Source organism: Streptococcus sp. 27098_8_82, from assembly GCF_041431615.1.
GTDB classification, from domain to species: Bacteria; Bacillota; Bacilli; order Lactobacillales; family Streptococcaceae; genus Streptococcus; species Streptococcus sanguinis_K.
In genome coordinates, this window is the sequence record NZ_JAPVYB010000005.1 from 62,427 (window position 1) to 86,066 (window position 23,640).

A 23,640-nucleotide genomic window follows, 5' to 3' on the forward strand; every position below is an offset into this window, starting at 1 on the left:
ATGATTTTCGTCCCTCTCATTTCTAAAACATTAGGAGAAAACTATGTCAGATTTAAAAAAATACCAAGGTGTCATTCCTGCTTTCTACGCCTGCTATGATGAGGAAGGTGAAATCAGCCCGGAGCGGACTCGTGCTTTAGTGGAATATTTCATCGCCAAGGGCGTGCAAGGTCTTTATGTCAACGGTTCTTCGGGCGAGTGTATCTATCTGAGTGTAGAAGACCGAAAACGAGTTCTAGAAGAAGTGATGAAAGTTGCTAAGGGGCGTCTGACTATCATTGCCCATGTGGCTTGCAATAATACTAAAGACAGCGTGGAGCTGGCTCGTCATGCGGAAAGTTTGGGTGTGGATGCTATTGCAGCTATTCCGCCGATTTATTTCCGTTTGCCAGAGTATTCGGTTGCCCAGTATTGGAATGACATCAGTGCGGCGGCACCTAATACTGATTTCGTGATTTACAATATCCCTCAGCTGGCTGGTGTAGCCTTGACTCCTAGCCTTTACAAGGAAATGCTCAAGAATGAGCGCGTGATTGGTGTGAAGAACTCTTCAATGCCAGTGCAGGATATTCAGACCTTTGTAGCTCTTGGGGGAGAAGATCATGTAGTCTTTAATGGTCCAGATGAGCAATTCTTGGGTGGCCGTCTTATGGGTGCTGCAGCCGGTATCGGTGGTACATACGGAGCTATGCCAGAGCTCTTCCTCAAACTCAATCAACTGATTGCTGACAAGGAATTGGAACGGGCTAAAGAGTTGCAATATGCGATAAATGGCATCATCGGAAAATTAACCAGCGCCCACGGCAATATGTACGCTGTTATTAAGGGTGTTTTGGAAATTAACGAAGACTTGGCCATCGGATCTGTCCGCTCTCCTCTGACACCGCTACAGGAAAGTGATCGGCCAATTGTGGAAGAAGCAGCTCAGTTGATTAGACAAACCAAGGAGCAATTTTTATAAGCAACAGGATAAACACTAGAGAGAAGGTGTGCTATGAAACACTATGTTGCTATTGATATTGGCGGTACCAATATCAAGTATGGCTTAATCAACGAGGCGGAAACCTTGGTGGAAGCACATGAAATGCCAACGGAGGCCCACAAAGGCGGTCCGGGAATTATGCAGAAGGTTGAAGGCATTGTTGCAGCCTATTTAGAAAAAGGACCTCTGGCTGGGATTTGTATTTCTTCAGCTGGCATGGTGGATCCAGATAAGGGTGAAATTTTCTATGCTGGGCCACAGATTCCGAATTACGCTGGCACCCAGTTCAAAAAAGTGCTGGAAGAAACATTCTCCCTGCCTTGTGAAATTGAAAATGATGTCAACTGTGCTGGTCTGGCGGAGGCTATGTCGGGCAGTGGCAAGGGAGCCAAGATTGCCCTTTGTTTGACAATTGGTACAGGTATCGGAGGCTGTCTGGTCGTAGATGGTCAGGTCTTCCATGGCTTTAGTAACTCTGCTTGTGAGGTCGGTTACCTGCATCTACCAGACGGAGCCTTTCAGGATGTGGCATCTACAACAGCTCTGGTCAATTATGTGGCTGAGCTACATGGAGAAGACGCAGAGCATTGGAATGGCCGTCGGATTTTCAAAGAAGCAACTGAGGGCAATAAACTCTGTATCGAGGGCATCGATCGCATGGTTGGCTATCTAGGTCAAGGAATTGCCAATATCTGCTATGTCGTTAATCCGGAAGTTGTCATTCTAGGAGGCGGCATCATGGGACAAGAAGCTATCCTTAGACCGCGTATTCAGGCGGCTTTGCAGGATGCTTTGGTTCCAAGTATTGCTGACAAAACCAAACTGGCTTTTGCTCATCATCAAAATACTGCAGGTATGTTTGGAGCCTACTATCATTTCAAAAATAGACAAGCTTAACCTGAGATTTTTCTCAGGTTCCTTGTCTTTCAAGAGGAAAATCAAATGGCAGAAAGAAGTTTCATTCAGGAAGCTGCTCAGCTTCTAGGTTCCTTGATGGAAAATTTTCAAGAGAAGACAATTCAGTCAAGAGATGAAATCCGCTTTCACGAGTGCTTAGCAGAAGTTTTGAGGAGTTTGGAGAAAACCAAAGCCCTGAATAACCGTCTTCTCATTGCTCTTGAAAGCTTCCATAAAAGTGCTAGTTTTTTAATTGGTCTTAGTAGCCTCAAACTGGATCAGCCTACTTATCAAAAGTGGCGTGCCTACGATGCCTTTCATATGGAAAAAGTTCAGCCCCAATTAGAAATCTATGGGCCAATCCTCCCCTTGTGAAAGAAAGAGGAAAAATTTAGACCAAAAAAGAAAACGAGTCAGAAAATCCTGATTCGTTTTTATCGTTTGTGGGTATTGCGGCGGTAGTAGGTTGAAGTCTATCGGGGTTTCACTTCAATAGGGTCAAGGCCAAATAAATAATTATCTCTAGGAACAATTGTAGCTTTAATATGGACATTTTGATTTATTCCAGTGACTCCTTGTTTAGATAGATTGGTAAGACTAACTCTATGAAGTTGGAAAGCTGGACCTGTGAGTGCTCCTGTATCGCCTGCATAAATCAGTACATCAGCATTATATTTTGTATTCGTAAGGCGTTGGATGTCCGCGATATATCCATCAAATTCAACAACTTTCCCAGAATATTTCTTTGTAAATTCTTTTATTTTTCCCTCTTCATCAGTTTGTAGAATGGATGCAAATTCGGCATTGTTTTCGGTAGTTATTACTTCTTGAGTAGAAGAACTAGAGTTTTGTATGTTCTTTTCAGTTGAAGCGGCTGCACTGGAATTTTCAACATCACTCACAGGTGATTTTTCTTCAGTTGTCTGTTCAGGAAAAGTGTGGTAAGAAACAATTATTTCAGTATCTTTATTAATTTTTTCATTTTTCTTGAAATCTGTTATTCCATCTACTTTAACTTGATCAATTGTTCCATCTTTTTTTAACCACCCAAATACCAAATCATCAATTTTTTCAGTTTTTATGTTAGTGAATCCAGCTTTTTTCAGTTTTTTAACAATATCTTTATAATTTTGTTTTGAAATTTCTTTAGAAGAAAAGGGGAGACTAATTAAATTCTCATCCGCTTCGTTGGAAGCAAAAGAGTGATATGAGATAGTAATTAAGGAATCCTTTCGAAATTTATCACTACTGTTGAATTTTGTTTTTCCGTCAATTTTAACTTCTTCAACATCACCATTTTCAATGTCCCCTTCTTTAGTAAAAACTCCGAGTGGTAAATCCTTAATTTCATTGGTTTTTATATTAGTAAAACCTGCATCGTTTAACTTTTTGATAACGTTTTGATATTCTTGATATTTAGCTTCTTTACTGGAAATAGTTACCTTAATGGAATCCGTAGAATTCGCGTTGACAACATAAGCAGTTTGTAATGAAGTTAATAATAAACCGCAAGAAAGATAAATTCCTAATTTTTTCATAATAAGCTCCTTTTAACCTTTTAGTTAGAGTATAACATAACAAGTAGGACAATAATATAATTTGTAAAATTATTTCAATATTTATTTTCTTGTTATCTTCTCCGATAATAACCATTCAATTTCTGATTCTCCCAAAAGCTGTTAAAGATTCTTTCTTTCTTCTCGCGGTTAATCTCGAGGAAAAAGGCATAGATGAGGTCAATCATGAGAAGCATGGGGAATTGTGCGGAAATCCGTAGGATAAACTCAGGCTTGCTTTGAAGGGCAACAGGAACGACTTCAGTGAAGTCTTCTTGAATCTTTTCAGGTTGTCCAGTCACCAAGATGGTTTTTGCTCCCATATTTTTAGCGTCAATCAAGCTGTCAATGATGGACTGGGTCTGTCCGGATAGAGAAAATCCGATAACGAGGCAGTTCTTGTCCAGAATACTAGTTGTCCAAGCGAAGCCATCTTGGTCGGTTAGGGCTTCACAAACGACTCCCAGTCTCATGAAGCGCAGCTTCATATCACGTGCTACTAAGCCTGAGCTCCCTGTTCCAAAGAAATAAACACGGTCGGCCTCTTCTATGATTTGAGCCACTCGCTTCAGCTTTTCCTCATCTATCAGTTCTTTTGTCTGCTGGTGGATTTGATTGTAGTTGTACAAGACATGACGTGATAAGCTGCTTTGCATATTATCCGCCTCGATTTGCGACTTTTGTAGGTCCTGTAAATATTGAAAGCTAAATTCCCGATAACCTTTAAAGCCACATTTTTTGGCGAAACGGGTCAAGGCTGCTTGAGAAATGTGCAAGGTTTGAGCGACTTGCAAAGAGGGTAAATCCTCTTGAATACTATTTGGATTCAAAAAATAGTGACCAATCCTCTGTTCCAAGTCGGTCATCTTGTCAAGATGGCTCTCAATGATAGCCAAGATATTTTGCTGACTCATAAAATCACTTTCTTCATGGGATAATGTTTATTAAAAGTTTAGGGCTGTTCTGGCTGGAAGGTACATTTGAAGCCACTTTTACTATTCTGCCATTCTATATTTGTCTTAGAATTTGTTTATATTATAACATAGTTATAGACAAATAAACCGTTTGCAAGACTGAAACTTATCAAGAGTGTACAGCTGAGACTGATTTGTAAGTATTGAAATGAATCAAATCTATATGGGCTTTTCCTATCAGTTTGAGATAGATGTTTAGCAATCTCTGACTGTTTTTCTGAAAATATGTTATAATTTATGCAAGTACGAAGCTGTATTCCAGAAGATGAGTTTGCCAGATGGTTGGACAGTCAGCCAGGAATGCAGATTTTAAAATCCGTTTTCGAAGGTTTTTGAAAACGAGGGGGTGAATAGATGGCCAATGAAACACTTGAAAAAATGCAGGAAATTGAAACTGCTGCAGAAGAAGTTTTGATGGGCTACAGGACACAGGCTCAGGAGCTGCGACAGCAGGTAGATGAAAATCTCAGACAGCTAGGTCTGACTTATGACGATGAAACGCAGAAGCTGGCTGAGGAATTAACCGCGACTTCTCAGCAAAAGTTGGTGCACCTGCAGCAAGACTTGGAGCAGACAACCCAGCAGAATGAGGACAAGGTTGCGGCTGCGCTGACAGATAAGAAAGCAGACTTGGCGCGAGTCATTGTAGAGAAGGTGGTAGAAGCCTATGGCCATTAGTCAAATGCGGCAGTTGTCTCTGCTTCTGCCCAAGGAACTGCTGGATCAGCTTCTCTTTTACCTACAGGGTTTAGAGTCGGTTCAGATTCATGACTTGCGGCAGGAAGAGGACTGGCAGGCAGCCTTTGAGCAGACTTTAGTCGGCCGACCGGATCAGCAGCTATCTCAGCAGGATTTGCTCAGTCGTCAGGAAAAGCTCGAGAGGCTAATTGCAGAGCTAGAGTCTTTTATGCCCAAAAAGAAACTGCTGGAATCCTTAAAAGAAGAGCCTTTGGAGCTGTCCTTTGCTGCTTTGGAGCAGGCAGGGAAGGCCCGAGATGAGGAGGCACTGCTGGAAGGAATCAGCAAGCAGCTCAAGGTCTTGCAAGAGGCCAAAAGTCAGATAGAAGCTGACCGCTTGGAAGTGGCTGCGCTGGAGAAGTGGGAGCCGCTGGAGCTAACACCGCAAGCAGCAGCGACTTTCAGTCATCTAGGAGCTTTGATTGGGACGATTCCTAATACCGACGACGATGCTCTGCGCTTGGCTCTGGGAGCACATCCTGACCTGAAGTTTCAGGAAGTCTTTACCGATGATACGGAACATGGGGTTCTTATTTTTTACAAGACAGGTTCTCTGGAAGATGTTCGCAAAATCTTGAAAGAGTATGGCTTTAAGCCTTTTGAGTATGACCACGCGGAACTGCCTGCTGAGCGGATAGCCCTGCTCAAGGCCAACATTCGACAGCAGGAGGCTGTGGCGGAAGCTATGACCAAGAGTCTGGCAGCTTCCAAGAATGAACTGGACCAGCTCAAGGTTCAGCTGGACTATCTCTGCAATCTCTCCTCTCGTCAAGAAAGTAAAAATCAGTTAGCAAGTACGCAAAACCTGGCAGCCTTGGAAGGCTGGATCGAAAGCAATCAAGTTCAAGCTCTTGAGGCTTGCTTGACAGAGCAGTTCGGCCAGAGCATTCTCATCCAGACCAGAGAGATTCGACAGGATGAGGAAGATAAGGTTCCGACCAAGCTTAAAAACAATGTCTTGGTGGAGCCTTTCGAGCTAGTGACGGAGATGTATTCCTTGCCTAAATATGGTGACAAGGATCCAACCCCTGTCGTTTCCCTCTTCTATTTTGTATTCTTTGGCATGATGGTTGCCGACATTGGCTACGGCCTCTTGCTCTTTTTGGGCACCAGCCTGGCGCTGCACTTCTTGCATGTCAAGCCGGGATTGGCTAAGAATCTGCGATTCTTCCGCCTACTTGGTGTGGCAGTCATTATCTGGGGACTGGTTTATGGCTCTTTCTTTGGCTTTGAACTGCCCTTTGCTCTGATTAGTACCAGCTCAGACGCCATGACGATTCTGGTTATTTCGGTTGTCTTTGGCTTTATTACAGTGCTGGCGGGCCTCTTCCTCAGCGGTCTGAAAAATATCCGCCTCAAGGATTATGCAGAAGCTTATAATACAGGCTTTGCTTGGGTGCTGATTTTGCTGGGGCTGCTACTCTTGGCCTTGGGAAATTTCTTCCCATCCTTGGCCTTTGCAGCAACGATTGGTCAGTGGCTGGCCATCATCAATGCTCTGGGTATACTGGCAGTATCCATTGTCAGTACTAAGAGCTTGGCAGGATTGGGGTCAGGTCTCTTTAATCTCTACAATGTTAGCGGCTATGTAGGAGACCTTGTCAGCTTTACACGGCTGATGGCTCTGGGACTTTCTGGGGCCAGCATTGGCTCGGCTTTTAACTTGATTGTCAGCCTCTTTCCACCTGTCGCTCGCTTTAGCATTGGCATTCTGCTCTTTATTGCCCTGCATTTGGTCAATATGTTTCTATCTTTTCTGTCTGGTTATGTGCACGGAGCGCGTTTGATTTTCGTGGAATTCTTTGGAAAATTCTACGACGGCGGTGGCAAGCCTTTCACTCCGCTCAAGCCTAGTGAGAAATACGTTCAGCAAAGCAAGAAATAAAGATTAGGAACTAGGGTAAGAGATGAGAAACTCATCTTTAGAAAAACACTTTCTACAACATCAAAACAAGTATTATTCATTCAACTAGCTGTTGGTTTTTACGACGATTACAGCATTTTCATAGGAGTAAATCATGGAACATTTAGCATCATATTTTGGAACTTACGGCGGCGCCTTTTTTGCAGGTCTGGGAGTAGCTTTGGCGGTCTTTCTCAGTGGAATGGGTTCAGCGCTGGGTGTTGGAAGCACTGGTCAGGCAGCAGCAGCCCTCTTGAAAGAACAGCCGGAAAAATTCGCTCAAGCTCTGATTCTGCAGCTTTTGCCAGGTACCCAAGGTCTCTACGGCTTTGTTATCGGGATTACCGTCTTCTTTAATATCAAGCCGGAATTGGCTCTGCAATCAGGTGTGGCATATTTCCTAGCAGCTCTGCCAGTTGCGATTGTTGGTTACTTTTCAGCCAAGCACCAAGGACGAGTGGCGACAGCTGGTATTCAGATTTTGGCCAAGCGTCCAGAAGAGGTCATGAAAGGGGTTATCCTAGCGGCCATGGTTGAAACCTACGCTATCTTGGCTTTCGTTGTTTCCTTCATCATGGTTCTGAATGTGAAGTAAGGAGGCTTTTATGTCTGACATATCAGATCTCAAAGCTTCTGTCTTGGAGCAGGCCCACGAAAAGGGGCGTCTGCTTTTGGCCGAGGCTACTGAGAAAATAGAACAGGAAGCCAAGGAACGTGAGGTCCAGCTGGTTCGGCAAAAGCTTGGACAGCGGGAGCAGCAGCTGAAAGAAATCAGCCGGCGCAGTCAGCGCGATATTCAGCAGCTGGAAAATCAAAAGCGCCAGTCTACTTTGGTTATCAAGCAGCGGGTTCTCAGAGAGCTTTTTGAGGAGGCCTATGCTCAGATGGTGACTTGGTCACAGGCTGAAGAGGAGCATTTTCTGAAGAGTGTCCTAGCTAAATATCCAGATGAAGAGTTGACGCTGGTTTTCGGTGCTCTATCAGCTGAGAAATTCAGCTCCAGCCAGTTAGAAGACTTGAAAAAAGCCTTTCCGCAAGTACACTTTTCAGACCAGTCCATAGTCGGTCAGGCAGGTTTTGTGCTGAGCCAAGGACGAGTGGATGATAGTTATCTCTATCGTGACTTGCTGGACTCTGTCTGGCAGGAGGAAAGCTACCGTCTGGCTCAAGACATTTTCAAAGACCAGGCAGAATAGGAGGCGGACCATGAGTGAAACAAGCTTCTCTCAAGTCAATACAGCCATTAGCGTGCAGGAGGCTTCCTTTTTGACGCCCCAGCAATATGACCAGTTGCTGCAGGCTGACGATGCTGCCAGCCGTTCGGCTCTTCTGCAGGGAACGGTCTATGCCATGGATGCTGAAGCTATCAAGGATCTCAATGCCATTGAGCAAGTACTGATGAAGCATTTGTATTCCGTTTATAATTGGGCGCTTGAGATCAGTCCTAGTAAGGAGATAGTGGAGATTTTCACGCTCCGCTACACTTACCACAATCTCAAAGTTTTTCTCAAGGGTCGGGCGACAGGTCAGTCCTTGGAGCATTTGTTGATGCCAGTGGGGACCTATTCGCTGGAGGTTTTGGAGCACTTAGTCATGGCCTTTTCGGCTGAGTATTGTCCAGATTTCATGCTGGACGAGGTGCTTGCGACCTGGCAGGAATACCAGGATTATCAGGATGTGCGCGTGCTGGAGATTGGCATGGATATGGCTTATTTCAAGCATCTCAAGCGCCTGACACAGGAGTTGGAAGATGAGAGTCTGCTGCAGCTGGTGAATCTGACTATTGATTTTTACAATGCCATCACGGTCAAGCGGGCTGTTGGCTTGGGAAAACCGCGCAGCTTTATGAGGCAGCTTCTGTCTGATGAAGGAAGTCTTTCTGCTGCCAACTGGATTGCCATGGCAGAGCAGGGGGATTTCTTGACTTGGTTTAGCCAGGTCAATCCCTGCGGTTACGATCTGGATTTGCGCTCCTATGAGGAAAAAATGCGGAACCAGACCTTGACGACAGTAGAGCTAGAATATCTAGCGGACCTCTTGCAGGCTAAGTTGCTTGCGGCTGGTCAGTTTGAGACAGATGGCCCGCTCCCTCTGGCCCGCTATCTGCTGGGCAAGGAGCTGGAAGTCAAGAATCTGCGGCTGATTTTGACAGGTATGGACAATCAGCTGCCGGTAGAGCTTATCAGAGAAAGGATGCGACCGATTTATGGACAAGACTAGCTACAAGATTGCTGTCGTGGGGAATCGTGATACCATTCTCCCTTTTAAGCTGATTGGTTTTCAGACCTTTCCGGTTAAGGAAGCTCAGGAGACGGTCAATACCCTGCGTCGGCTAGCCCGTGAAGATTTCGGCATTATCTATCTGACGGAGGATATGGCTGCGGATATTCCAGAAACCCTGGCCTACTATGACCAGCTGGAGATTCCTGCTCTTGTGCTCATTCCTACCCATAAGGGGAGCACGGGACTGGCTCTTTCGCGGATTCATGAAAATGTCGAAAAGGCTGTTGGACAGGATATATTGTGAGGTTTTTATGCGAATCAATCAACTAGGTCAGCCCATTGGGGATGCTCTGCCGGATTTTCAGCCGGGGGATTTGCCTAACATGGAGCGAATCGAAGGCCAGTATGTTATTATCGAGCGTTTGTCCAAGGGTAAGCATGGGGGGGATTTATATGAAGTGTATGGCCCGGAATCTCCTGCGGATATGTGGACCTATCTCTTTCAAAATCCTGTCCAGAGTCGGGAAGAATGGTCCCAGTTGCTAGATCAGATGCTGGCAGCACAGGATCGTTTTCACTATGCGATTGTGGACAAGGAGAGCGGCAAGGCTCTAGGAACTTTTGCTTTGATGAGGATCGATCGAAATAATCGCGTTATCGAAGTGGGAGCTGTGACCTATTCGCCCAAGCTGAAGCGCACCAGACTGGCTACGGAAGCCCAGTACTTACTGGCACGCTATGTCTTTGAAGAACTGGAGTATCGTCGCTATGAATGGAAATGCGATGCCCTTAATCAGCCATCAAGGCGGGCAGCAGAGCGACTTGGTTTCACCTATGAAGGCAGGTTTCGTCAGGCGGTAGTCTATAAGGGGCGCAACCGAGACACGGACTGGCTGTCTATAATTGACAAGGATTGGCCGGCCGTCAAGAGTCGACTAGACAAATGGCTGAGCCCAGACAATTTCGACGAAAAGGGCCAGCAAATAAAAGCCTTATCTGATTTTTAAAATGAAAAAACAATAATACTCTTTGGAAATTAAATTCAAACTAGGTCCGTATTTAACTTAGTTTGAGCTTAGATTTTCATTGAGAAACAAGAAAAATCTCCCAAGAATGGAGGAAGATTGTGAGTCAAGGAAAGATTATCAAAGTTTCTGGTCCTCTGGTGCTGGCATCAGGGATGCAGGAAGCGAATATTCAGGATATCTGCCGGGTTGGCGATTTGGGGCTGATCGGTGAAATTATTGAAATGCGGCGGGATCAAGCCTCTATTCAGGTTTATGAAGAAACTTCTGGTTTGGGTCCGGGAGAGCCAGTCATCACGACTGGAAGCCCTCTGTCTGTTGAACTGGGTCCAGGTCTGATTTCTCAGATGTTTGACGGGATTCAGCGGCCTTTGGAGCGTTTCCAAACCATCACGGCAAGCGACTTCCTCGTCCGCGGTGTCCAATTGCCAAATTTAGACCGAGAGGCTAAGTGGGATTTTGTTCCAAGTCTGTCTGTCGGAGATGCGGTTGAGGCTGGCGATATTCTGGGCACGGTGCAGGAGACCAATCTGGTGGAGCACCGCATCATGGTGCCAGTCGGCGTCAGTGGACGCTTGGCTAACATCTCAGCTGGCAGTTTCACTGTTGAAGAGACTGTTTACGAGATTGAGCAGGCAGATAGGTCTGTCTTTAAAGGGACTCTGATGCAAAAATGGCCGGTCCGTCGCGGGCGTCCTTTTGCTCAGAAGCTGATTCCGGTTGAGCCTTTGGTGACGGGTCAGCGGGTCATTGATACCTTCTTCCCAGTGACCAAGGGCGGAGCAGCAGCCGTACCAGGACCTTTCGGGGCTGGCAAGACTGTCGTTCAGCACCAGGTAGCCAAGTTTGCCAATGTTGACATCGTTATCTATGTCGGCTGCGGTGAGCGTGGCAATGAGATGACCGACGTACTCAATGAATTTCCAGAACTAATCGACCCAGCAACTGGCCAGTCCATCATGCAGCGGACGGTGCTGATTGCCAACACCTCCAATATGCCGGTGGCGGCTCGGGAGGCATCGATTTACACTGGGATTACGATTGCAGAATACTTCCGTGACATGGGCTATTCCGTGGCCATCATGGCGGACTCCACCTCTCGCTGGGCGGAAGCACTGCGGGAAATGTCCGGCCGTCTGGAAGAAATGCCGGGTGACGAAGGCTATCCAGCCTATCTTGGCAGCCGGATTGCTGAGTATTACGAGCGGGCAGGCCGGGTCAAAACACTCGGTTCGACTTCGCGAGAAGGCTCTATAACCGCTATCGGGGCCGTATCACCTCCAGGTGGAGATATTTCTGAGCCGGTAACGCAAAATACCCTGCGGATTGTCAAGGTTTTCTGGGGCTTAGATGCCCAGCTGGCTCAACGCCGGCATTTCCCAGCTATCAACTGGCTGAGCTCTTACTCTCTCTATCTAGACGAAGTGGGAGCATATATCGACCAGCATGAGAAGATTGCTTGGGCTGAGAAAGTCACCAAGGCCATGAATATCCTGCAAAAGGAAAGCGAACTGCAGGAAATCGTGCGCTTGGTTGGCTTGGATTCCTTGTCTGAAAAGGACCGACTGACCATGAATGCGGCCAAGATGATCCGCGAGGACTATCTGCAGCAGAATGCCTTTGATGATGTTGACACCTATACTTCTTTCAAAAAACAGGTAGCTTTATTGAGCAATATCCTGACTTTCGATGCGGAGGCCAATCGTGCCTTGGAGCTTGGAGCTTATTTCCGAGAAATCATGGAAGGAACGGTGGAGCTGCGTGACCGAATTGCCCGCAGCAAGTTTATACATGAAGACCAGCTGGGAAAAATTCAAGCCCTCAGTCAGACTATCGAGGAAACCCTGCACCAGATTCTTGCCCAAGGAGGACTAGACAATGAGCGTCATTAAAGAATACCGCACCGTCAGTGAAGTTGTCGGCCCTCTGATGATTGTCGACCAAGTCGCTGGCGTGCATTTCAATGAATTGGTAGAAATCCAGCTGCATGACGGCAGCAAGCGCCAGGGCCAGGTCCTGGAAGTCCAGGAAGACAAGGCTATGGTCCAGCTTTTTGAGGGATCTAGTGGTATTAATCTGGAAAAAGCCAAGGTCCGCTTTACCGGTCGTCCGCTAGAGCTGCCAGTGTCAGAAGACATGGTAGGCCGGATTTTCAATGGAATGGGCAAGCCGATTGATGGCGGCCCAGCTATTTTGCCAGAGAAATATCTTGATATTGACGGTCAAGCCATCAATCCAGTAGCTCGCGATTATCCAGATGAGTTTATCCAGACCGGTATTTCAGCCATCGACCACCTCAATACCTTGGTTAGGGGGCAAAAACTGCCAGTGTTTTCCGGATCTGGTCTGCCCCACAAGGAATTAGCTGCTCAAATCGCCCGTCAGGCAACCGTGCTTAACTCCGATGAAAACTTCGCCGTGGTCTTTGCGGCCATGGGAATTACCTTTGAAGAAGCTGAGTTCTTCATGAATGACCTCCGGGAGACGGGAGCCATTGACCGCTCGGTGCTCTTTATCAATCTGGCTAATGATCCGGCTATCGAGCGGATTGCAACGCCACGGATTGCCCTGACAGCAGCCGAGTACCTAGCTTATGAAAAAGACATGCACGTTCTGGTCATCATGACTGACATGACCAACTATTGCGAAGCCCTGCGGGAAGTTTCTGCAGCTCGTCGTGAGGTGCCGGGCCGCCGTGGGTATCCGGGCTATCTCTATACTAACCTGTCCACCCTCTATGAGCGGGCTGGTCGTCTGGTCGGCAAGAAAGGCTCGGTGACGCAGATTCCAATCCTGTCCATGCCAGAGGATGACATTACCCATCCGATTCCAGACTTGACGGGATATATTACGGAGGGGCAGATTATCCTTTCACGCGACCTTTACAACAGTGGTTATCGTCCGCCCATCAATGTCCTACCATCTCTGTCCCGTCTCAAGGACAAGGGCTCAGGTGAGGGCAAGACTAGAGGTGACCATGCCGCAACTATGAACCAGCTATTTGCTGCCTATGCGCAAGGCAAGCAGGCTAAGGAGTTGGCTGTCGTTCTGGGAGAATCCGCCCTGTCCGAAACGGACAAGCTCTATGTACGCTTTACCGATCGCTTCGAGCAGGAATACATCAATCAAGGTTTCCAGACCAACCGAACCATTGAAGAAAGCTTGGATCTGGGCTGGGAACTCCTATCCATCTTGCCAAGAACGGAGCTTAAGCGGATTAAGGACGATATGATTGACCAATACCTGCCGCAGACCAAGGAGGAAGAAAGATGACACGACTTAATGTCAAGCCGACTCGGATGGAGCTAAATAACTTAAAAGCCCGTCTCAAAACGGCTGTCCGTGGGCATAAACTGCTCAAGGACAAGCGGGATGAGCTGATGCGGCGCTTCATTGAGTCTGTCCGTGAGAATAATCAGCTTCGCCAAAAGGTCGAATCCGCTCTGGTCGGTCACCTGCAGGATTTTGTCATGGCCAAGGCGCTGGAGAGCGACCTCATGGTCGAGGAGATTTTCGCTGTGCCCATGCGGGAGGTCAATCTGCATGTGGAGACTGAGAATATCATGAGTGTGCGCGTACCCAAGATGCATGCCCACATTGACAATCTACATAGTGATGACGAGGGAGACGTGGTTTATAGCTATGTGACGTCTAACAGCCAGATGGATGAAACCATTGAAAGTATGAGTGATCTGCTTCCTGACCTGCTGCGACTGGCTGAGATTGAAAAAAGCTGCCAGCTCATGGCGGATGAAATCGAGAAAACCCGCCGTCGGGTCAACGGACTAGAATATGCTACCATCCCTGACCTCAAAGAAACCATCTACTACATTGAGATGAAGCTGGAAGAAGCCGAACGGGCCAGCCTCGTCCGAATGATGAAGGTGAAGTAAGATGTGGAGGCGTTAAAAAAACGAATGAAAAATAGGAACTGGGCGATGGATTCGATGAATCTGACTCTAGTTCTTTTTTACACTCTCTTTCACACCCTATCCCTTGTATGGTATAATGGGACAAGACAAATGCTGTTAGCTTCAATAAATATACAGATGGCCGGCAGGACTATAAAATGGCAGAATGATGAGGGTGACGATGAAGAATAAGAAAACGTTGGTGTGGGGTGCTGGGCTCCTCCTTGTTTTAGCTTTGGGCTTGTTTAGTTTTTTCTACTTAAATAGAAGCGCCCATAAAGAGAAAAGGACTTATCGTACTTTTGAAGCAATAACCTCTCGTGATATTATTGTATTTGGAGAAAATAAGCAATTTGTAGCTATAACAAGAGGATGGTCTGCAGGGAAACGTTATACTATTAGCCAAGAGGGACACATTCTTGATAAAGTAGATGGAGAGTATATACCATATCATGCACAACGAAAGGAAGAGCACTGGAATGTGGTTATCTTTGACTTGAATCAGGAAGGATATCCTTCCCAAAAGGTGGATCTTTATCAGGCTGTTCGGTCATATAATCCATCTTATTTTCCAATCATGTCAAACCATCTCGTCCATTATCAAGAAGTGGACTATCTTACTGTGACGATTCGTCCTGAAGGGGAAAAGGATTCGGACAAGGATAAGAAAGTGTTTCTGAATTTAGAGACGCATGAAATCAGTGACATCCCAGAAGACTATAAACAGATTAATCCAAAACATCACTGGGCTGATCCTTCCAATCCCACTTTATCAAGTGATGTTAATGCGACAACGTTACGTAACATTGCTCGAGAAAATGGCTACCTCCTGTTAGATCACTTGGAAAAGGATGGCTCTATAAAGGATGCCTCTAAAAAAGGCAGTAGAATCAATTTAACAAGCGAGAATCCTCAGGTTAAAGAGATCTTAGACAGAGGAGGTACTGTGTATGGTCGTCAGGGTGTTGTAACGTCAGAGGACTGGTTTAACCATATGCTTCATTGGCTGGCGCCAGAGGGGGAAAGTGATTTAACAGTCTATCCAGTTGACAGACCCTATGCAAGCAATGCGCAGCCCTTAACAGACTATCCTATACAAAGCTATCAGGATTACCTCAACTGGAAAGAGCAACAAGAGAAAAAGGAGTAACTTCATTAAGTTCTAGAAGTCCAAAAGAAAAACAGAACCCCTCTAAATGGGGTTCTTTTGCTTGCTGCAATTTTTTATATGTTACAAACAAATCTCCATGTTACAGGGGGCAGACAGTTTTGTTAAATAGGTCGAAAAAGGCTTTTTTCTTAGAAGATTTATGGTAAGATGGTTTTCGTATCATGAATGATTAGGAAGGTGCATTTTGCATATGAAAATGAATAAGAAATTACTTTTGGCTTCAACTGTTGCTTTGTCAGCATTGCCTTTGTTGACAACGCGAGCTGAGGAGCAGCCACAAAACTGGACTGCCAGAACAGTTGAGCAAATTAAAGCAGATATTACGAGCAATGAAAACCAACAAACATACACTGTTCAATATGGAGACACTTTGGGAAATATCGCTCAAGCGATGAACATTGATCTTGTTGATTTGGCTAAAATCAATCAAATTGCCAATGCAGACTTGATTTTCCCAGGTACTGTTTTGACCATTACAACAAATGGACAAAACGAAATCACCTCTGTAGAAATCAAAAGCTACCAAGCAGGCAATAATGCAGGATTGGTAACGGAAGATTATACAGCTAGCGATATTTTTGGTGCTGAAGAAGCCGCTCCAGCGGCACCGGCTCAAGCAGCAGAAACTCCAGCTCCGGCTGCTGAGGAAGCTGTTGCAGCTCCAGCAGACCAAGCACCAGCGCCTGCTGAAGAAGCTCCTGCCCCAGTAGCAGAAGTTGCAAGTGAAGCAGCCCCAGCTGCGGAAGCAAATGCAGCCGCTCCTGTAGAGGCAGCGCCACAGCCAGTAGTTGCTGCAAGTCCAGCAGCTCCAGCAGAGGCGGCTCCAGAAGCTACTGAATTAGGCCAAGACCAAGTCAGTCAAGCAACTGCCGCTGTTGAGCCAACAACTTACAATGCTCCAGCTGTAACAGATGCTGCTAGCGTGACGACTAACAATCCTGCTAATGAAGGTCTTCAGCCACAGACTGCTGCTCTGAAAGAAGAGATAGCAGCTAAATATGGAATTACAGAATTTAGTCTCTACCGCCCAGGTGATAGCGGAGATCATGGTAAGGGCTTGGCAGCTGACTTTATCGTTGGTGAGAATACTGAATTAGGAAACCAGGTCGCAGCCGATGTTACTTCTAACATGACTGAAAGAGGAATCTCTTACGTTATCTGGCAGCAACAGTTCTATGCACCATTTGAAAGCATTTATGGACCAGCTAACACTTGGAACCAAATGCCAGACCGTGGCAGCGTAACCGAAAACCACTACGACCACGTTCACGTATCTATGAATGAATAAGATGGATACAAGCCCAGAAATGGGCTTTTTCTGATATTCTCTGTGAAAAGGCGAGAATTTTCTGATAAATTTTGGTATAATAAAGCGAACTACAGATAAAGGATGAGAGAGAATGACCTTAGTTTATCAATCAACACGCGACGAAAAGAATAGAGTAACAGCCAGCCAGGCGATTCTACAAGGCTTGGCAACAGATGGCGGGCTCTTTACGCCCATTACCTATCCGCAGGTCGATTTGGACTTTGCCAAGCTCAAAGACGCTTCTTATCAGGAAGTAGCCAAGCTGGTTTTGTCTGCATTTTTGGATGATTTTTCTGAAGCAGAGCTGGACTACTGTATCAACCATGCCTACGACAGCAAGTTTGATGATGCGGCTATTGCTCCCTTGGTCAAGCTGGATGGTCAGTATAATCTAGAACTTTTCCACGGAGCGACTATTGCCTTCAAGGACATGGCTTTGTCCATCCTGCCTCATCTGATGACAACCGCAGCCAAAAAGCACGGCTTGGAAAACAAAATTGTCATTTTGACGGCGACTTCTGGCGACACAGGCAAGGCGGCTATGGCAGGCTTTGCGGATGTTCCAGGAACTGAGATTATCGTCTTTTATCCGAAAGACGGTGTCAGCAAGGTCCAAGAGCTGCAAATGACGACACAGACAGGTGCCAATACGCATGTGGTGGCTATTGATGGCAACTTTGACGATGCCCAGACTAATGTCAAGCACATGTTCAATGACACAGACCTACGAGCTCGTCTCTTGGAGCACAAACTGCAGTTTTCATCAGCTAACTCCATGAATATCGGCCGTTTGGTGCCGCAGATTGTTTACTATGTCTATGCCTATGCTCAGCTAGTGAAGGCGGGAGAAATCACAGCAGGAGACAAGGTCAACTTTACCGTTCCGACAGGGAACTTTGGTAATATCCTGGCGGCCTACTATGCCAAGCAAATCGGTCTGCCAGTTGGCAAGCTAATCTGCGCATCGAATGAGAACAATGTCCTGACCGACTTCTTCAAGACTCAGGTTTATGACAAGAAGCGGAGCTTTAAGGTGACGTCTAGTCCATCCATGGATATTCTGGTTTCCTCTAACTTGGAGCGCTTGATTTTCCATCTGTCTGGTAACAGCGCAGAGAAAACAGCTGCCCTGATGGCGGCTCTGAATGAGCATGGACAGTATGAACTAACGGACTTTGACGCTGAGATTTTGGAACTATTTGCGGCAGATTATGCGACAGAAGAAGAAACAGCAACTGAAATCAAGCGGGTCTATCAGGCATCTGACTACATCGAAGATCCTCATACAGCCGTTGCGTCCGCTGTCTATCAAAAATACTTGGCAGAGACAGGTGATCAGCGCAAGACTGTTATCGCGTCTACCGCTAGCCCTTATAAATTCCCAGTCGTGGCTGTTGAGGCTGTGACTGGTCAGTCAGGACTTAGTGACTTCGAGGCTTTGGACCAACTGCACGAACTTTCTGGCGTAGCCTTGCCACCAGCTGTGGACGGCTTAGAAACAGCCCCAGTGCGCCACAAAACGACGGTCGCTGCAGACCAAATGCAGGCAGCAGTTGAGGATTATTTGGGATTGTAAAGTTTACTTAGAAGGCCTAAAATCAGCTGGATATCTGGTTGATTTTTTCTTAGGATGTCCAATGAAAGAAAGTGAAGTAGCTGATGCTTAAAAGGAAGAATTTTCTCTATGACGACCTATAAAAAAATCATGAATATCGCCTTGCCGGCTATGGCGGAGAATTTTTTGCAGATGCTCATGGGAATGGTCGACAGCTATCTGGTAGCCAGTCTTGGGCTGATTGCAATCTCTGGTGTCTCGGTGGCCGGCAACATCATTACGATTTATCAGGCAATCTTTATCGCTCTTGGGGCTGCGATTTCCAGTCTCATATCCAAGACTCTGGCTCAAGGAGACAAGGAGCGTTTGGCCTATCATACAGCCGAGGCTATCAAGCTGACGCTACTTATGAGTCTTCTGCTAGGCCTCGTTTCCCTGCTCTTTGGCAGGCAGATGCTGGATCTTCTGGGGACAGAAAAGGCGGTTGCTGAAGCAGGCGGTCTGTATCTGGCTCTGGTTGGTGGGACTATTGTCTTACTAGGCTTTATGACTTCCTTTGGGGCTCTGGTGCGGGTTACGCGGAATCCTAGATTTCCCATGTATGTCAGTCTTCTGACCAATGTCCTCAATGCCCTCTTTTCCGGTCTGGGGATTTACGTCTTTCGGCTTGGTATTATTGGTGTAGCGCTGGGAACGGTGCTGGCTCGTTTAGTGGGTGTGCTGATTCTCTGGCGGGAGCTGGATTTGTCCACGATCCGTTGGCGCTGGGGCTTAGATAGAGAGCTCTTGCGCCTGTCTCTACCGGCTGCTGGAGAACGGCTCATGATGCGGGCGGGTGATGTAGTTATTATCGCCATTGTGGTCGTCTTTGGGACGGATGCAGTAGCGGGGAATGCCATCGGTGAAGTTCTGACGCAGTTTAATTATATGCCAATCTTCGGGGTCGCAACAGCAACAGTCATGCTGGTAGGCCATGCGGTAGGTGAGGGAGATATGCAAGAGGTCGGTCTGATTCGTCAGCGAACCTTCTGGCTGTCTTTTGCTTGCATGCTGCCCGTGGCTCTAGGAATTTTCGTTTTTGGTCGGCCACTGACCTTGCTATATACGGATAATAGCGGAGCTATCACAGCCAGTCTTTCAGTCATGCTTTTCTCTTTGCTGGGAACACCCATGGCAGTCGGGACCGTGATTTACACAGCTATCTGGCAGGGGCTGGGCAATGCCAGACTGCCCTTTTATGCCACGACTATTGGTATGTGGTTGATTCGCATCATTGTAGGTTACTTGCTGGGTGTGACCTTTGGCTTGGGTCTGCCAGGAGTCTGGACTGGGATGCTCTTGGACAATGGCTTCCGCTGGCTGTTTTTAAAGGTTTTATTTGACAGGAAAATGAGGAAAATCACATGACGAAAGCGTTTATTTGGGATTTGGACGGCACCTTGTTGGACTCCTACGATGCTATTTTGGCGGGGATTGAGGAAACCTATGCTCACTATGGTTTGGACTTCAACAGGGCTAGTATCCACAGCTATATCCTAAAGCACTCTGTGCAGAAGCTCTTGGAAAAAGTAGCGTCTGAGAAAGGTCTGGATGCTGCCGAGATGAATACCTTCCGTGGAGCAAGCCTAAAGGAGAAAAATGCTCAGGTCCATCTGATGGAAGGAGCTGCGGAGATTCTGGCCTGGGCTGAAGAGCAGGGTATTTCCCAGTTCGTCTATACCCACAAGGGGCTCAATGCTCATAAAATCTTAAAAGACTTGGGAATTCATGATTATTTTATAGAAATCATCACAACAGCCAACGGCTTTGAGCGCAAGCCCCACCCAGAAGGTGTCGACTATCTGCTTGAGAAATATGGCCTGGATAAGCAGGGAACCTACTATATCGGCGACCGAACGCTGGATGTGGATGTCGCAGTCAACAGTGGCATCCAGAGCATTAACTTCTGTGACTACCGACCAGACATCAATCAGAAGATAGAGAAGTTGGTGGATATCAAGCATCTATTTACAAAATAAAAAGCAGACCAGAACTGATCTACTGTCAGTCTAACCTGCTTTTTCTTTTACATATGCTCAATGTGAAGTTCTAGCAAGAACTCAAGAGCCTCGGGAGAACAGTTCTTTTTTCCGATAGGGAAACCGATATTTGGTCCCAACATGATATAAAAATCATCCTTAGTATGAAAAACTTTAACGATGTCATCATAGCTATAAAGAAACTCTCCTCGTTTGCTTTTCACAGAAAATTTATCTTTCTCAAATATAAGGGTTTGTTCCATATCCTTCCAAAAAGGAGTTTTTTGATAGGCTTTCTTTATCTGAAAGTCCATGCCAAAGTACATTGCTGAGAATGTCACCAAAGATATAAATAGCACGGTAAAGAATGAAAAACGCTTCAGGTTGTCAGGTAGGAAGGTTAGATAGAGAGACAGGATTCCTATAAAAATGATGATATTCAGCAAAAAACTTTTCCCGCGTAAGAAAATAGACCAAGCAAATCGTTGATACACTTCCTCAGTCACAAGAGTTGTAATACGGATTGGAAACATCTTTTACCTCCAGTTTTTATTATTATACCATACAGGAATTATTAAAATCACTTTTTATTTTCCACGCCGCCTTTTCTGTCTTTGTCCGCCTTTCGTGTTATAATAAACCTATGGAAAATAAGAATAAGTTATTATTAATCGACGGTTCGTCCGTTGCTTTTCGCGCTTTTTTTGCGCTTTATAATCAAATCGACCGTTTCAAGAGTCCATCGGGCCTGCATACCAATGCCATTTATGGCTTCCACCTCATGCTCAATCACCTCTTGGAGCGCGTGCAGCCGACTCATGTTCTAGTGGCTTTTGATGCTGGAAAGACGACCTTCCGGACCGAGATGTACGCCGACTATAAGGCTGGTCGGGCCAAGACACCAGATGAATTTCGTGAGCAGCTGCCTTTTATCCGTGAAATGCTGAAGCACCTAGGCATTCACTTCTATGACTTGGCTCAGTATGAGGCGGATGACATTATCGGGACCTTGGACAAGATGGCTGAAAAAACAGCTGTTCCTTATGATGTGACCATTGTCAGCGGCGATAAAGACTTGATTCAGCTGACTGATGAAAATACTGTGGTAGAGATTTCCAAGAAAGGCGTGGCCGAGTTTGAGGAATTTACCCCAGCCTACCTAATGGAAAAGATGGGCATCACGCCAGAGCAGTTCATCGACCTTAAGGCGCTGATGGGCGATCAGTCGGATAATATCCCCGGTGTGACTAAGATCGGTGAGAAGACTGGTCTCAAGCTTCTCTTGGAGTATGGTTCTTTGGAAAATCTCTATGAAAACATTGACCAGCTCAAGGCTTCCAAGATGAAGGAAAATCTGATCAATGACAAGGACAAGGCTTTCTTATCAAAGATCCTAGCTACCATTAATACTCAGGCTCCGATCGAAATCGGGCTGGATGATTTGGTTTATAAGGGTCCGCGGGTAGAGGCTCTGAGCAAGTTCTACGACGATATGGGCTTCAAGCAGCTCAAAGCTCAGCTAGGGACTAGTCAGGAGCCAGTAGAAGTCAAACCAATTGAATTTACCAAAGTGACTGAGGTGACAGCAGATATGCTGGCACCAGAGCAATTCTTCTATTTTGAAATCTTGGGTGACAACTACCACAAGGAAGAGATTGTCGGTCTTGCCTGGGGAGATAGCCGTCAGATTTATGTCGGCACCAGCGATTTACTACAGCAACCTCTCTTTCAGGAGTTTTTGACAAAAACAGCTCTGAAAACCTACGATCTCAAGCGGACTAAGGTACTGCTCAGTCATTACGGCATTGAACTGCCGGCAGCAGCCTTTGATGCGCGCCTAGCCAAGTATCTGCTTTCGACGGTCGAGGATAATGAGCTGGCGACTATTGCTCGCCTCTACGGCCAAACAATCCTGCCGACTGATGATGAGGTTTATGGCAAGGGAGCCAAGCGCGCTCTGCCGGAGCAAGAGCAGCTCTTTGAGCATCTAGCTCGTAAGGTTCAAGTACTGCTGGAAACAGAAGAGCCAATGCAAGAACAGCTCCGCGCCCACAATCAGTTGGATTTGTTGCTTGAAATTGAGCAGCCGCTGGCCTTTGTCTTAGCCAAGATGGAGATTGCGGGGATCAAGGTTGAGCGGGAAACCCTGCAGGGCATGCAGGTAGAAAATGAAAAGACGCTGGAAAGTCTAACGCAGGAGATTTATGATCTGGCTGGTCAGGAGTTCAATATTAACTCGCCGAAACAGCTGGGAACCATTCTCTTTGAGGATATGGGGTTGCCACTGGAGTACACCAAAAAGACCAAGACGGGCTACTCGACAGCAGTCGATGTGCTGGAGCGTTTAGCGCCGATTGCACCGATTGTGTCTAAGATTCTGGAATACCGTCAAATCAGCAAGCTTCAGTCCACTTATATCATCGGACTGCAGGAGGCGATAGCGGCTGACGGCAAGATCCACACTCGCTATGTTCAGGATTTGACCCAGACGGGTCGCCTGTCCTCGGTTGACCCGAACCTGCAGAATATCCCCGTTCGTTTGGAGCAGGGGCGTCTTATTCGCAAGGCCTTTGTACCGGAGTGGGCAGACAGTGTGCTTCTCAGCTCGGATTATTCCCAGATTGAGCTGCGGGTGCTAGCTCACATTTCTAAGGACGAGCATTTGATTGCTGCCTTTCAGCATGGAGAAGACATTCACACGGCTACCGCCATGCGGGTCTTTGGTATTGAAAAGGCAGAGGATGTGACACCTAATGACCGTCGCAATGCCAAGGCTGTCAACTTCGGAGTAGTTTATGGAATTTCCGACTTCGGACTGGCCAATAATTTGGGAATTTCCCGCAAGGCTGCCAAGGACTACATTGAGACCTATTTTGAGCGTTTCCCTGGTATCAAGAATTATATGGAAACCATCGTTCGCGAAGCGCGTGATAAAGGCTATGTAGAGACCATTTATCATCGCCGCCGCTCCTTGCCGGACATCAATTCCCGCAACTTTAACATCCGTAATTTTGCGGAGCGCACAGCTATTAACAGCCCGATCCAAGGCTCCGCTGCAGATATTCTCAAAGTCGCTATGATTAATCTGGACCGAGCTCTGACAGAGAAGAATTTCAAGTCTCGCATGCTCTTGCAGGTTCACGATGAAATCGTGCTAGAAGTGCCAGCTGACGAGCTAACAGCCGTCCGTCAGCTAGTCAAAGAAACCATGGAAGCTGCGATTGAACTGGCCGTTCCACTAGTAGCTGATGAAAATGCCGGCCAAACTTGGTACGAGGCGAAATAGGATATCAAGGGCGTAAAACACAAAGTGAAAATAGAAAGCTGACACAGCATTCGATGAATGCGAGGAAGCTTGTCTTTTTCAAACGGTGTTTA

Annotated in this window: 22 protein-coding genes; 19 read left to right on the top strand and 3 right to left on the bottom strand. The window is 46.5% G+C overall.

All coding sequences use genetic code 11. The annotated features are described in order from the left end of the window. Positions 1-43: 43 nt before the first annotated feature. From O3627_RS08850 to O3627_RS08860, 3 genes are read left to right on the top strand one after another with little or no spacing between them, the layout of a single operon-like run. Positions 44-961 carry an N-acetylneuraminate lyase gene (locus O3627_RS08850; RefSeq protein ID WP_343092214.1) on the top strand — a complete coding sequence of 306 codons (918 nt, stop codon included), beginning with the start codon at positions 44-46 and terminating at the stop codon, positions 959-961. A 33-nt stretch (positions 962-994) separates the two neighbouring features. Then, positions 995-1,879, top strand: coding sequence for an ROK family protein (locus O3627_RS08855; RefSeq protein ID WP_343092215.1), 885 nt, complete (start codon positions 995-997; stop codon positions 1,877-1,879). A gap of 45 nt (positions 1,880-1,924) precedes the next feature. Then, the gene (locus tag O3627_RS08860) at positions 1,925-2,254 is read left to right on the top strand and encodes a DNA helicase (protein ID WP_343092216.1); all 330 of its coding nucleotides are present in this window, start codon (positions 1,925-1,927) and stop codon (positions 2,252-2,254) included. Positions 2,255-2,352: 98 nt separating this feature from the next. Here the strand turns inward: O3627_RS08860 and O3627_RS08865 are convergent, their stop codons facing one another. After that, the gene (locus tag O3627_RS08865; protein WP_002922725.1) at positions 2,353-3,417 is read right to left on the bottom strand and encodes a DUF4839 domain-containing protein; all 1,065 of its coding nucleotides are present in this window, start codon (positions 3,415-3,417) and stop codon (positions 2,353-2,355) included. A 92-nt stretch (positions 3,418-3,509) separates the two neighbouring features. Continuing rightward, entirely contained in the window at positions 3,510-4,349 is an 840-nt protein-coding gene (locus O3627_RS08870) for a MurR/RpiR family transcriptional regulator (RefSeq protein WP_002922724.1), read from the bottom strand. A 414-nt stretch (positions 4,350-4,763) separates the two neighbouring features. Between O3627_RS08870 and O3627_RS08875 the strand changes: the two genes are divergently transcribed. From O3627_RS08875 to O3627_RS08945, 15 genes are all read left to right on the top strand, one after another. Continuing rightward, positions 4,764-5,087, top strand: a complete 324-nt coding sequence (locus tag O3627_RS08875) for a hypothetical protein (RefSeq protein WP_002922723.1) — start codon at positions 4,764-4,766, stop codon at positions 5,085-5,087. Further along, positions 5,077-7,032, top strand: coding sequence for a V-type ATP synthase subunit I (locus O3627_RS08880; RefSeq protein ID WP_343092217.1), 1,956 nt, complete (start codon positions 5,077-5,079; stop codon positions 7,030-7,032). The genes O3627_RS08875 and O3627_RS08880 overlap by 11 nt, the downstream gene beginning before the upstream one ends. A gap of 133 nt (positions 7,033-7,165) precedes the next feature. Further along, complete coding sequence (locus tag O3627_RS08885) at positions 7,166-7,645, top strand: V-type ATP synthase subunit K (RefSeq protein WP_002898768.1); 480 nt, start codon at positions 7,166-7,168, stop codon at positions 7,643-7,645. Between the two features lie 10 nt (positions 7,646-7,655). Continuing rightward, the gene (locus O3627_RS08890) at positions 7,656-8,246 is read left to right on the top strand and encodes a hypothetical protein (protein ID WP_343092218.1); all 591 of its coding nucleotides are present in this window, start codon (positions 7,656-7,658) and stop codon (positions 8,244-8,246) included. A 10-nt stretch (positions 8,247-8,256) separates the two neighbouring features. After that, positions 8,257-9,270, top strand: coding sequence for a V-type ATPase subunit (locus O3627_RS08895; RefSeq protein ID WP_125352379.1), 1,014 nt, complete (start codon positions 8,257-8,259; stop codon positions 9,268-9,270). Continuing rightward, a complete protein-coding gene (locus O3627_RS08900) occupies positions 9,257-9,577 on the top strand; it encodes a V-type ATP synthase subunit F (protein ID WP_002894448.1) in 321 nt (106 codons plus the stop codon). The genes O3627_RS08895 and O3627_RS08900 overlap by 14 nt, the downstream gene beginning before the upstream one ends. 7 nt (positions 9,578-9,584) lie before the next feature. Beyond that, the gene (locus O3627_RS08905; protein ID WP_371621356.1) at positions 9,585-10,280 is read left to right on the top strand and encodes a GNAT family N-acetyltransferase; all 696 of its coding nucleotides are present in this window, start codon (positions 9,585-9,587) and stop codon (positions 10,278-10,280) included. A gap of 119 nt (positions 10,281-10,399) precedes the next feature. After that, on the top strand, positions 10,400-12,190 hold the full coding sequence (locus O3627_RS08910; RefSeq protein ID WP_343092219.1) for a V-type ATP synthase subunit A: 1,791 nt from the start codon (positions 10,400-10,402) through the stop codon (positions 12,188-12,190). Then, complete coding sequence (locus tag O3627_RS08915) at positions 12,177-13,571, top strand: V-type ATP synthase subunit B (protein WP_002902006.1); 1,395 nt, start codon at positions 12,177-12,179, stop codon at positions 13,569-13,571. Before O3627_RS08910 ends, O3627_RS08915 begins: the two co-directional genes overlap by 14 nt. After that, positions 13,568-14,191 (top strand): V-type ATP synthase subunit D, encoded by a 624-nt coding sequence (locus O3627_RS08920; RefSeq protein ID WP_343092220.1) that lies wholly within the window; start codon positions 13,568-13,570, stop codon positions 14,189-14,191. Before O3627_RS08915 ends, O3627_RS08920 begins: the two co-directional genes overlap by 4 nt. Positions 14,192-14,390: 199 nt before the next feature. Continuing rightward, positions 14,391-15,359: a hypothetical protein gene (locus O3627_RS08925; RefSeq protein WP_260468540.1), complete on the top strand. Its 969-nt coding sequence runs from the start codon at positions 14,391-14,393 to the stop codon at positions 15,357-15,359. 211 nt (positions 15,360-15,570) lie between these two features. Beyond that, positions 15,571-16,668 carry a LysM domain-containing protein gene (locus tag O3627_RS08930; RefSeq protein WP_125383036.1) on the top strand — a complete coding sequence of 366 codons (1,098 nt, stop codon included), beginning with the start codon at positions 15,571-15,573 and terminating at the stop codon, positions 16,666-16,668. A 112-nt stretch (positions 16,669-16,780) separates the two neighbouring features. Further along, entirely contained in the window at positions 16,781-18,265 is a 1,485-nt protein-coding gene (gene thrC / locus O3627_RS08935) for a threonine synthase (protein ID WP_125383034.1), read from the top strand. Between the two features lie 108 nt (positions 18,266-18,373). Then, a complete protein-coding gene (locus O3627_RS08940) occupies positions 18,374-19,651 on the top strand; it encodes an MATE family efflux transporter (RefSeq protein WP_125383033.1) in 1,278 nt (425 codons plus the stop codon). Continuing rightward, complete coding sequence (locus O3627_RS08945) at positions 19,648-20,262, top strand: HAD-IA family hydrolase (RefSeq protein WP_125383031.1); 615 nt, start codon at positions 19,648-19,650, stop codon at positions 20,260-20,262. Before O3627_RS08940 ends, O3627_RS08945 begins: the two co-directional genes overlap by 4 nt. A gap of 47 nt (positions 20,263-20,309) precedes the next feature. Here the strand turns inward: O3627_RS08945 and O3627_RS08950 are convergent, their stop codons facing one another. After that, on the bottom strand, positions 20,310-20,795 hold the full coding sequence (locus O3627_RS08950; protein ID WP_002931548.1) for a YcxB family protein: 486 nt from the start codon (positions 20,793-20,795) through the stop codon (positions 20,310-20,312). 110 nt (positions 20,796-20,905) lie between these two features. On the opposite strand from O3627_RS08950, the gene polA reads away from it, so the two are divergent. Further along, the gene (gene polA / locus O3627_RS08955) at positions 20,906-23,548 is read left to right on the top strand and encodes a DNA polymerase I (protein WP_343092221.1); all 2,643 of its coding nucleotides are present in this window, start codon (positions 20,906-20,908) and stop codon (positions 23,546-23,548) included. The last annotated feature ends 92 nt before the right edge of the window (positions 23,549-23,640 follow it).

What these genes read in the sequence shown, in the direction of transcription:
- O3627_RS08850 (WP_343092214.1), top strand. Translation starts at nt 44, where the DNA reads ATGTCAGATTTAAAAAAATACCAAGGTGTCATTCCTGCTTTCTACGCC.
- O3627_RS08855 (WP_343092215.1), top strand. Translation starts at nt 995, where the DNA reads ATGAAACACTATGTTGCTATTGATATTGGCGGTACCAATATCAAGTAT.
- O3627_RS08860 (WP_343092216.1), top strand. Translation starts at nt 1,925, where the DNA reads ATGGCAGAAAGAAGTTTCATTCAGGAAGCTGCTCAGCTTCTAGGTTCC.
- O3627_RS08865 (WP_002922725.1), bottom strand. Translation starts at nt 3,417, where the DNA reads ATGAAAAAATTAGGAATTTATCTTTCTTGCGGTTTATTATTAACTTCA.
- O3627_RS08870 (WP_002922724.1), bottom strand. Translation starts at nt 4,349, where the DNA reads ATGAGTCAGCAAAATATCTTGGCTATCATTGAGAGCCATCTTGACAAG.
- O3627_RS08875 (WP_002922723.1), top strand. Translation starts at nt 4,764, where the DNA reads ATGGCCAATGAAACACTTGAAAAAATGCAGGAAATTGAAACTGCTGCA.
- O3627_RS08880 (WP_343092217.1), top strand. Translation starts at nt 5,077, where the DNA reads ATGGCCATTAGTCAAATGCGGCAGTTGTCTCTGCTTCTGCCCAAGGAA.
- O3627_RS08885 (WP_002898768.1), top strand. Translation starts at nt 7,166, where the DNA reads ATGGAACATTTAGCATCATATTTTGGAACTTACGGCGGCGCCTTTTTT.
- O3627_RS08890 (WP_343092218.1), top strand. Translation starts at nt 7,656, where the DNA reads ATGTCTGACATATCAGATCTCAAAGCTTCTGTCTTGGAGCAGGCCCAC.
- O3627_RS08895 (WP_125352379.1), top strand. Translation starts at nt 8,257, where the DNA reads ATGAGTGAAACAAGCTTCTCTCAAGTCAATACAGCCATTAGCGTGCAG.
- O3627_RS08900 (WP_002894448.1), top strand. Translation starts at nt 9,257, where the DNA reads ATGGACAAGACTAGCTACAAGATTGCTGTCGTGGGGAATCGTGATACC.
- O3627_RS08905 (WP_371621356.1), top strand. Translation starts at nt 9,585, where the DNA reads ATGCGAATCAATCAACTAGGTCAGCCCATTGGGGATGCTCTGCCGGAT.
- O3627_RS08915 (WP_002902006.1), top strand. Translation starts at nt 12,177, where the DNA reads ATGAGCGTCATTAAAGAATACCGCACCGTCAGTGAAGTTGTCGGCCCT.
- O3627_RS08920 (WP_343092220.1), top strand. Translation starts at nt 13,568, where the DNA reads ATGACACGACTTAATGTCAAGCCGACTCGGATGGAGCTAAATAACTTA.
- O3627_RS08925 (WP_260468540.1), top strand. Translation starts at nt 14,391, where the DNA reads ATGAAGAATAAGAAAACGTTGGTGTGGGGTGCTGGGCTCCTCCTTGTT.
- O3627_RS08930 (WP_125383036.1), top strand. Translation starts at nt 15,571, where the DNA reads ATGAAAATGAATAAGAAATTACTTTTGGCTTCAACTGTTGCTTTGTCA.
- thrC (WP_125383034.1), top strand. Translation starts at nt 16,781, where the DNA reads ATGACCTTAGTTTATCAATCAACACGCGACGAAAAGAATAGAGTAACA.
- O3627_RS08940 (WP_125383033.1), top strand. Translation starts at nt 18,374, where the DNA reads ATGACGACCTATAAAAAAATCATGAATATCGCCTTGCCGGCTATGGCG.
- O3627_RS08945 (WP_125383031.1), top strand. Translation starts at nt 19,648, where the DNA reads ATGACGAAAGCGTTTATTTGGGATTTGGACGGCACCTTGTTGGACTCC.
- O3627_RS08950 (WP_002931548.1), bottom strand. Translation starts at nt 20,795, where the DNA reads ATGTTTCCAATCCGTATTACAACTCTTGTGACTGAGGAAGTGTATCAA.
- polA (WP_343092221.1), top strand. Translation starts at nt 20,906, where the DNA reads ATGGAAAATAAGAATAAGTTATTATTAATCGACGGTTCGTCCGTTGCT.